Below are 8613 nucleotides of genomic sequence, written 5' to 3' on the forward strand. Positions count from 1 at the left end.
TACCGCACGCACGAATACGACGAACACACCGGCGACCTCACCCGCCAGGTCACCGACCGCACTACCGGACCCCAGCGGCTGGACGACGTGCGCTACACCCGCGACGACGCCGGCAACATCACCTCCCAGACGACCACCAGCGGCCAGGACGCACAGCAGACCACCGACCGCCAGTGCTACGCCACCGACGCACTGCGCCGCCTCACCGACGCCTGGGCCACCACCGCCGACACCTGCGCGAACGAACCCACCCCCGCCACCGTCGGCGGCGGCCCCGAAGCGTACTGGCACTCCTACACCTACGACGCCATCGGCAACCGCACCACCGAAACCCAGCACGCCGTCACCGGCACCGCCACCGACCAGGACGTCACCCGCACCTACACCCAGCCCGACCCCGGCCAGCCCCGCCCCCACAGCACCACCAAGGTCACCACCGCCGGCGGCAGTGCCAACGGCACCAGCGAGACCCTCGACTACGACGCTACCGGCAACATGACCGCCCGCAGCGGCGGCAGCGCCGACCAGACCTACACCTGGGACAACGAGGGCCGCCTCGCGACGGCCACGGAGAGCGGCACCTCCACCGACTACGTCTACGACACCGACGGCAACCGCCTACTGGCCACGACCAGCGACAACACCGCCACCCTCTACCTGCCCGAAGGCAACGAACTCCACCTCAATCCCGACGGCACCGTCAGCGGCACCCGCTACTACGCCCACGACGGCGAAACCGTCGCCGTCCGCAGTCCCGGCAGTCCGATGCACTTCCTGGTCTCCGACCACCAGGGCACGGCGATGCTGGCCATCTCCCTCGCCGCCGGCCAGGCCATCATCCGCCGCAAACAACTCCCCTTCGGCGCCCCCCGCCCCACTACCCCCACCGGCACCGAACCGGACTTCCCCGGCACCAAGGGCTTCGTCGGCGGCACCCTTGACGACACCGGCCTGACCCACATAGGCGCCCGCGAATACGACCCTAACCTCGGCGCCTTCATCTCCCCCGACCCCCTCCTCGACCCCGCCAACCCCCTCCAGGCCAACGCCTACGCCTACGCCAACAACACCCCCGTCACCGCATCCGACCCCACCGGTGAGATGCTCTACGACGAAGTCACCAAACACGGCTACGGCAACAACAAGGTCCGCAAAAGCTGGTACCGCAAACAGGGCTACACCAACAGCCGAGGCCACGTCTCCAGCAAATACCGCGCCCTCGTCCGCCACAACACCAGAAGCTTCAACTCCTACTGGGCCCAGACCCGAGCCCAGCAAGCCCGCGCCCAGGAAGAGCGCTACCGCCTCGACAGCATGAAACGCGCCCAACTCCTCGCCGCCGCAAAAGCCAAAGCCGAATGGCAGAAGAAGGAGAAAAACAAGACTTCCATCCTCGGTGGGTTGAGTGCGGCCTGGGATGCGACTGGAGGGAAGCTGAAGAAGAGGGTGTTGGATTCCTATTTCTCCGGGGATACCACAGGGATCTGTATCAGTGGTGCAATCGGCGTTGGATACGGTAGGTCTGGTTCGCTCTGCCTGCTCAATACTTCACGAGAAGACGGTGTCACCGACTATGGAATCAGCTTCTCTCACGGGGCATCCGATCCTGTTGTGGGAGTCAGCCTGACCGGTGGACTCATGGGTAGCAACGCCGACTCCTTTGAGCAGATAAAGGGCCAGGGTGTCGGATTCGGAGTTACGGCCGGCAATGGGCCAGCCGTTTCCATCGACTATGAGAGGGCGGTCGGGGTAAGCAATTCGCGCGGCGAGCCGGTTTCCTCCACCATGCTTTCAGGCGGCGCTGGAATTGGAATAGAGGGTGGAATCGGCGCAGAGGAAACTAAGGTGTGGAAGCTATTCTCGGTGCCTAGTTGGTAGGGGTGGTGAAATCTTAATGGGGCAGATCCTCCTTACCGTGATATTTGCTTTGATGGGTGCTGCCTTGATGTTGGATCTCGGGGGAGCTGCTCAACGTTTCTATGACATCGTCGATGCAGTTATGTTTGGAAGATCGGGAATGGCCACCCCGCGATTGGTTCGATTTCTGGGCGGCGGAATATTCCTACTGTTTTCTGTGATTTCAGTTCTTGACGCTGTGGCGCTAACAACGGGAACTGGGACGTGAACCTTTCCGCACTCCGGGAGTATTGACCCCGGCATCCGGGCAGATGGGTCGCGGCATACAGACCCGCCAGTGTGGCCAGCAGGCGGTCGACGAAGGCGAACTTGTACTTCGTCCCGGCTCCCACCTCCCACCGTCGCGGTCGAGCCGTCAGCCGACGCTGATGCTGCCTTCGACGGCCGGGTGGTGGGCTGGGAGGCGGCCCCGCACTGTGCGGGTTGTTCGTGACGCCCGTTCGACGCACTACGTGGCCGACGGAAGTCCAACGGCGCCGAACCCGCTCTGACCTGGGGTCTTTTCTGCATAGCTTGAGGAAAGATGTTCCCGATGACCCACCACAAGGAGGGCGTGGCAGTGGTGAGGACGAAAAGGTCGCCTGACCTGTGATTTTCGTGATGCACGTGGACAACAGGGGCGTCTGCTCCACCGATCCGATCCATGTTGCTCACGCCGATGCGGCCCGATACGGGCAGGGCGACGAGCATGTCAACGTGCCGCGTGATCACACAGAACGCCCTGGGGCCGGGCACCCCCACGGCCGAGTGCAGAGCGCAGGGTAGGTCCTCACTCTGCCCGTGGATCCAGCGTGAACAAGAGTCACGGACCCGCTGTTTCCGGCGGCTGGATCCTGGCTGGATCCGCCCCGACCCTCCGGTGTTTCCGCAGGTTAAAACTGTGCATCCGGTGTTCCGCTTCAATGTATAGGCCACGCAATACCGTGGGTCGGGCGAATTAGCGAACTACCGGGTTGGCCGGGGGCGGCACGGATCCGGGCCGCCCCCGTTCGCGTTCCGGGGCTGGATATCGGCTGGGGAGCGCCGAACGGTGGGCCAGTGGATGGGGTACGTGAAGCAACTGATGGGTCGGCTTCGGGGAGTTTGCTACTCGGAGCGGCGTGCTTCCTGGAGTAGTTCCCAGCCGGCGTCGGCGGCTTCCCCGGCCACGGCATGCGGGTCGCCCTCGCCTGCCAACACCTTGTACTCGGTATGTCCGAGGAGTTGCCACGCCGCGCGCATCTCCGGCCACGACGGCATCACTTGGCCGTCGTCGCATTGACCGATGTACGGACGCAGGACTGCGTCCCGGGCGGCGATGGTGCCCATCGCCTCCTCCTGTACGGGTACCAACTGCTGAAGCTTGTTGAGGTCTTCACCCGCGTCCGGCTGGGACAGATAGGAGGTCACCAGGTCGCGTGCCGCGGGAACGTTCGGTGCGTTCCGGTAGATGTAGAAGCCGTACACCGAGACCATCGACACGGCTTGCCTGTCGCCCAGCGGGGGTACCGCGGCGACGCTCACGTCCATGCGCTGGTTCTTGATCGAGGCGAGGGCACGTGACGAGCAGACCAGGAACGGGGCGCGGCCCTCCAAGAAGAGCGGTAATGCTTCCGCGCGGCCGATGTCCGGGTTCAGTGCGCCGCTCCCGCCCGGGCCGGTGCCGAGCCTGCTCAGCCGGACGAACGCGTTCACGAAGTTCTCGCGCCACGCTGAGATGTCTTCGAACCTGTCGGCGCCGCCCGCTTCGGAGGGAGTCCCGCGCAGGCCGAAGAACGTCCCGCCGCAGCTGGAGAACAGTGGCCACATGTGGTACGGATCGCCGGCATTTCCCGCTGGATCAGGGGAGCCGACCTGGAGTGCGACTCCGGCGCCGTCCTCGATCCCTTTGGCTTCGACAACTGCGTTACCGGCGCGGATGGTCTCGTCGAACGTCGTCGGCATCGGACCGCTGCCCGCAAGCGCGTTGTTGCGGATCAGGGCCACGCTGTCGAAGACGTACGGTATCGCGTAGAGCTGTTGTTGCCTGGTGAGCGCTTCCACGGCGACAGGGGAGATCCGAGCCAGCCCTGCGGGGCTGAACGGCGGTTCGAGTACCGAGCCTTCCTGTACGACGCGCCCGATCCAGTCATGCGGCCCGGCCACCACGTCCGGAACGTGGTAGCCGCGTGGTGGGCGGCCAGTCGCGACGAGTCTTGTGAGCGCTTCTTCGAGCGCCTCGGTGCGGTCGAACGACTCCACCTTGACAGAGACCGCGTACGCTCTGCGGAAAGGGCTGGAAGACCCGAAGTACCTCGCCAGAGTGCGAGCCCGGGTCCGCTCCGCCCAGACCACCAGCGACCGCACCCGGTCGAGCCGCTCCTCGTTTCGGGACCAGTAGCCTCTGCCGTCCCGGAAGGTGATCTGCACATCGTGCGGTGTGCCGTGGTGCCTGGTCGAGGCATCCGCGGGAGACGGCTGGGCCCGCACCGACCGGTGGACGTCGTCGCTCGGCCACAGGTGCTCGCCGCCCGCCTTGAGGACGGCGATGTCCTTGCGGGCCGTACGCAGGTGTGAGCCACAGGTGACAGTGATGACCAACTTCTGAAACGTGGCCGTGGATTCGTTGAGGACGATGGCACCTGTCGAGTCGGGGCCGGACTCGACCTGCCAGCCAATTTTGAGGCTTTTCGCCCGCACCGTCCGTTGGTTGGAACGGATGGCGCGTGTGAGAGCGACGACTCCTGTGATCGCGGTACAGAGGGCGACGACGGTGGAGGCAACGACTTCGATGTTGCTCAGGAACGGCAACACCGCCGCGTAGTCAAGTGACCGCATTGCCGCACCATATCCAGGCACCTGCGTCTTCGCGAGAAGTTCGAGGCCGGAAGCCGACCTTGGCGGGCCTGTGCGGACCGGATGCCGCCGGGATGGTCAACTTCCCTGGCGCTGCTGACGCTCCCGCCGTCGCCGCACACGCCTGGCGTACTGCCCGGCCCGCGACCTCTGCGCGCGATCGGTCGAAAGTACCCGGGGATCTGCCGCGCGCTCGTACAGCTCAACCTCGAAGGAGTCCGCGTCCACCTCGACAAGACGAGCCAGGGCATCCCGGTCCTGCTCTGCTGTCGGACGCGCTCGGACCTCGTCCCTCCACACCTGACCGCTCGCCTCGGCTTCGTCCATCTCGCCACTATATGGGCGGGCGGCAGCGTGCGAAGTCCGCCCGAACCAAGGTCCGGAAGAAGTGCCCCGGGCCCTGCGCCCGGTGCGGGGCGGAGGGGTCTTCGGTGGTTACTTCGGCGCGTCCGCGTCGGCGGTGTGTGCGGCGTCGGCCGTTCGGTGGGTTCGGGTGTGATCCGGGTCCGCGGCGGTGACGAAGGCGGCGCGGGGGTGTTGGACGGATTGGAGGGAGACGATGTCGCGGCCGAAGAGTGCCGCGGTGAGCCAGACGGCCAGGACGCGGATCTTGCGTTCCCAGGTGGGGACGGCCAGGACGTGGTAGCCGCGGTGCATCAGCCAGGCCGGGAAGCCCTTGATCACGAGGCGCTTGTACTGGAAGATGCCGCGTCCCACGCCCAGGGTCGCCACCGCGCCGAGGCTGTCGTGGCGGTAGGGGCGGATCTTGCGTCCGCGCAGGCCGGCCACGATGTTCTTGGCCAGCCGCTTGCCCTGTCTGACGGCGTGCTGGGCGTTGGGCATCGTCAGCGCTCCGGGTACGTGCGAGGCCAGGTCGGGGATGGCCGCGTCGTCGCCGGCCGCCCATACGTCCGCGAGGGGTTCGTCGCCGGTGCCCACGCGGAGGTCGGCGCGGGTCAGGAGGAGGCCGCGTTCGTCGAGCGGCAGGTCGGTGTGGTTGTGGACGACCGGGTTGGAGGCGTTGCCGGCGGTCCAGACGATCAGTGCCGAGTCGAACTCCTCCCCGTTGGAGAGCACGATGTGTGCGTCCTTGGCGGACTCGATCTGGGTGTTGAGGTGGACGCGGGCGCCGCGCTTTTCCAGGGAGCGCACCACCCAGGCGCCCGGCTTGTCCGTCACCTCGGGCAGGATGCGACCGCGGGCCTCCACCAGGTGGAAGGACAGGTCGTCGGCGGTCAGCTCCGGGTAGGACCTGAGGGCGGCTTTGGACAGTGACAGCAGTTCGCCGAAGCCCTCGACACCGGAGAATCCGCCGCCGACGAAGGTGAAGGTGAGGAGGGCCCGCCGCTGGGGGCCCGGCGGCAGGGAGGCCGCCTGGTCGAAGGCGGTCAGCAGCCGGTCGCGGATGGCGACCGCCTCCTCCACGTGCTTCAGGCCGATCGCGTGCTCGGCGACACCAGGGATGGGGAAGGTACGGGTCACGGCGCCCGCGGTGACCACCAGGACGTCGTACGGCAGCCGGTAGTCCTCGTTGTGCTCCGGCCGGACGGTGACCGTGCGCTGCGCGTGGCGGATGTCGGTCACGGTCCCCGCGATCACCCGCGTGCGGCGCAGATGCCGCCGCAGCGAGACGGCGGCGTGCCGTGCCTCGATCGAGCCGGCGGTCACCTCGGGCAGGAACGGCTGGTAGGTCATGTACGGACGCGGGTCCACGATCGTGACCCGCGCCTCGCCCCTGCGCAGCTTCTTCTGCAGCCGCCAGGCCGTGTAGAAGCCCGCGTACCCGCCGCCGACGATCACGATCTCGCGCATGATTCCACTCTCCCGTTCACCATCCGGCACCAGGCACCGGTGTCGCGGACCGGGCCACTGCTCATCAGGGAGACAAGACAGCAGATCGGGGCGTGACAGCCGGATGCGAGGGACTTCGTCCGGGTACCCCTTGGCGACCATTGTCGAAACCATCTGTGAGCTGCGGCGCCCACGGTGCGGGATACGAGCCGTGTACTGCTCCGTACGTCGCGGTCTTCGGCAGCACCGGCCTCCCGAGGATCTCGTACAGCCCGTACGGGCCGTCGGCCGGGGGAGGGGAGGCCGGGATCGGGAAGGCGCGGCTGGTCGGTGGGATGGCCGGGTGCGGGGAGTTGCCAGCGCACCGGTCACGTCCCGCAGGGGTGCCCTGGCAAGATCTTGTTACGTGCTCCGGGCGTCACTTCGGCCGTTGTCTCCTCGCCTGCCCGCGGCAGAACCCGTGCCGCGCGACCCGCTGACACCACCCCGCCCCTCCATTACCGTTAACCGTGGAACTCGTCTTCCTGCCGGGAGAGTTGATGAGCAGTGTGACTGACTGCAGCGAGCGTGAGCGACGAGTGAACGGGGCGACCGCCGGAAGCCGGAGTCGAGCGGCGAGGGCGGGTTCGACAGGGCGTACGAATGCGGGGCTTCCGAATCCATCCTCCACACGATCACCGACGCTGCTCAGAACCGGCTCCTCCGTTTCCCGAAGCCCGGGCTGACCGAGGTTTAGCGGAAGCTGCCGGCTCTTTTTCCGGGTGCGACGGATCCCGCCCGAATCGACTTCGGCAAAACGCGCACGGAGTTCGCGGGGGAGGCGCCCGCCGGGACCCGGACGGGACGTTCCGCGGCGAACCGGGTGCTCCGGACGGGTGGGCGGGATCACCGGACAGTGGTGGTCAGCGGGGGTAAGGTGTCGGCTTCCGGACTTTGATGTCAGGTACGCAACAATGCAAACCCGCCGACGGGACCACGGTATGCAGTCGCCGTCGTCGGTGCGGATCGCCGAGCCGACAGGAATGGAGCCCTTTCTTATGCGCGCGAGGACGCTCTCAGCCACCTCACAGCAGCCGGGACTGAATGACGAGCAGATCGAGCGGTTCGACCGGTCCGGCTTTCTCGTGCTGCCGGGCTTCCTCCCCGATGACCTGGTAACCCGCCTGAAGCCGGAAGCGGACCGCTGGATCGACACCGGTCTGCGCGCTCTGTCCATTGCGTCTGCGGTGGATCCGGACACAAACGGAGTGCCGAGAGTCATGGAATTCGACCAGCCCGCGCACGGCGAACTCCTGACCCACGGTCCGCTGCTGCGGGCGATCGGCCAGTTACTCGGACCGCGTTTCGTCTTCCACCACATGCACAGCGACCGGCACGCGCCCGACCTCCCCGGCAAGCCGTGGCACCACGACTACGAACTGGTGCCCCAGTCGTCCCGTACCCACGGCATGGTCCACGCGCTGCACTACCTCGACGGCATCGATCCGAAGATGGCCGGCCTCGTCGTACTCCCCGGGTCGCACCGGGAGCCGGCCGAGAAGACCGCGCGCGCCCACCTGGGCACCGATGTGGTCCCCGGTGAGGTGTTCATCGAGGAGTTGCCGCCCGGCTCGACCGTGCTGGTCCACTCCGCGCTCTTCCACGCCCGCCGGGCGAAGCCCCGGCGGGCGGGCCGCCCCCGCTACTTCGTCGACGCCTCCTACTGCCAGGTGGGGGCGGTGTGGGCGCCCGCGAAGCCGTACTGGCGGGAGACGCTGAGCCGGGCGCGGCAGCGCGGGCTCGCCGGTCCGGACTGGCCGGACCTCTTCGCCGACGAGCACTTCGGTGAGTACGTGAAGCCCGAGTGAGGAGTGGTCGCATGCTGTACGCGGGGATCGCATGGCAGTCCGGCGGCTACCGGCTCGCGTGGGCCGGCCCGGACGGCCGGGACGTCCCGGAACCCGCCGACTACGCCTCGCACCACGTGGACGAACTGGTCACCCGGCTGCGGGGGCTCGGTGACCGGACCACCGTGGTGGTGGAGAGCACCAACGGCACCCTGGACGGCCGCCTGATGGCGGCGGGCCTGCGCGTCCACCGCGCCGACCCGGG

Annotated in this window: 6 protein-coding genes and 1 pseudogene; 4 read left to right on the forward strand and 3 right to left on the reverse strand. The window is 67.2% G+C overall.

Going from position 1 to position 8613, the window contains the following annotated elements:
- The coding region (locus H5J30_RS10085) for an RHS repeat-associated core domain-containing protein (protein ID WP_181787083.1) at positions 1-1878 on the forward strand (1878 nt) is incomplete at its 5' end.
- A gap of 16 nt (positions 1879-1894) precedes the next feature.
- Positions 1895-2125, forward strand: a complete 231-nt coding sequence (locus tag H5J30_RS10090; protein ID WP_181787084.1) for a hypothetical protein — start codon at positions 1895-1897, stop codon at positions 2123-2125.
- 878 nt (positions 2126-3003) lie between these two features.
- Here H5J30_RS10090 and H5J30_RS10095 read toward each other — a convergent pair.
- The 3 genes from H5J30_RS10095 to H5J30_RS10105 all read right to left on the reverse strand — a co-directional run bounded on the left by H5J30_RS10095 (position 3004) and on the right by H5J30_RS10105 (position 6543).
- Positions 3004-4713 carry a sugar ABC transporter substrate-binding protein gene (locus H5J30_RS10095; protein WP_181787085.1) on the reverse strand — a complete coding sequence of 570 codons (1710 nt, stop codon included), beginning with the start codon at positions 4711-4713 and terminating at the stop codon, positions 3004-3006.
- A 96-nt stretch (positions 4714-4809) separates the two neighbouring features.
- Entirely contained in the window at positions 4810-5058 is a 249-nt protein-coding gene (locus tag H5J30_RS10100) for a hypothetical protein (RefSeq protein ID WP_181787086.1), read from the reverse strand.
- 108 nt (positions 5059-5166) lie between these two features.
- Positions 5167-6543: an NAD(P)/FAD-dependent oxidoreductase gene (locus H5J30_RS10105; protein ID WP_181787087.1), complete on the reverse strand. Its 1377-nt coding sequence runs from the start codon at positions 6541-6543 to the stop codon at positions 5167-5169.
- A gap of 1103 nt (positions 6544-7646) precedes the next feature.
- Here H5J30_RS10105 and H5J30_RS10110 point away from each other — a divergent pair.
- Together H5J30_RS10110 and H5J30_RS10115 are read left to right on the forward strand one after the other, a co-directional pair.
- Positions 7647-8369 carry a phytanoyl-CoA dioxygenase family protein gene (locus H5J30_RS10110; protein ID WP_309505483.1) on the forward strand — a complete coding sequence of 241 codons (723 nt, stop codon included), beginning with the start codon at positions 7647-7649 and terminating at the stop codon, positions 8367-8369.
- 11 nt (positions 8370-8380) lie between these two features.
- A pseudogene (locus tag H5J30_RS10115) lies at positions 8381-8613 on the forward strand (polysaccharide deacetylase family protein); the annotation flags it as partial.

This window comes from Streptomyces phytophilus (genome assembly GCF_013870535.1).
GTDB lineage: Bacteria > Actinomycetota > Actinomycetes > Streptomycetales > Streptomycetaceae > Streptomyces > Streptomyces phytophilus.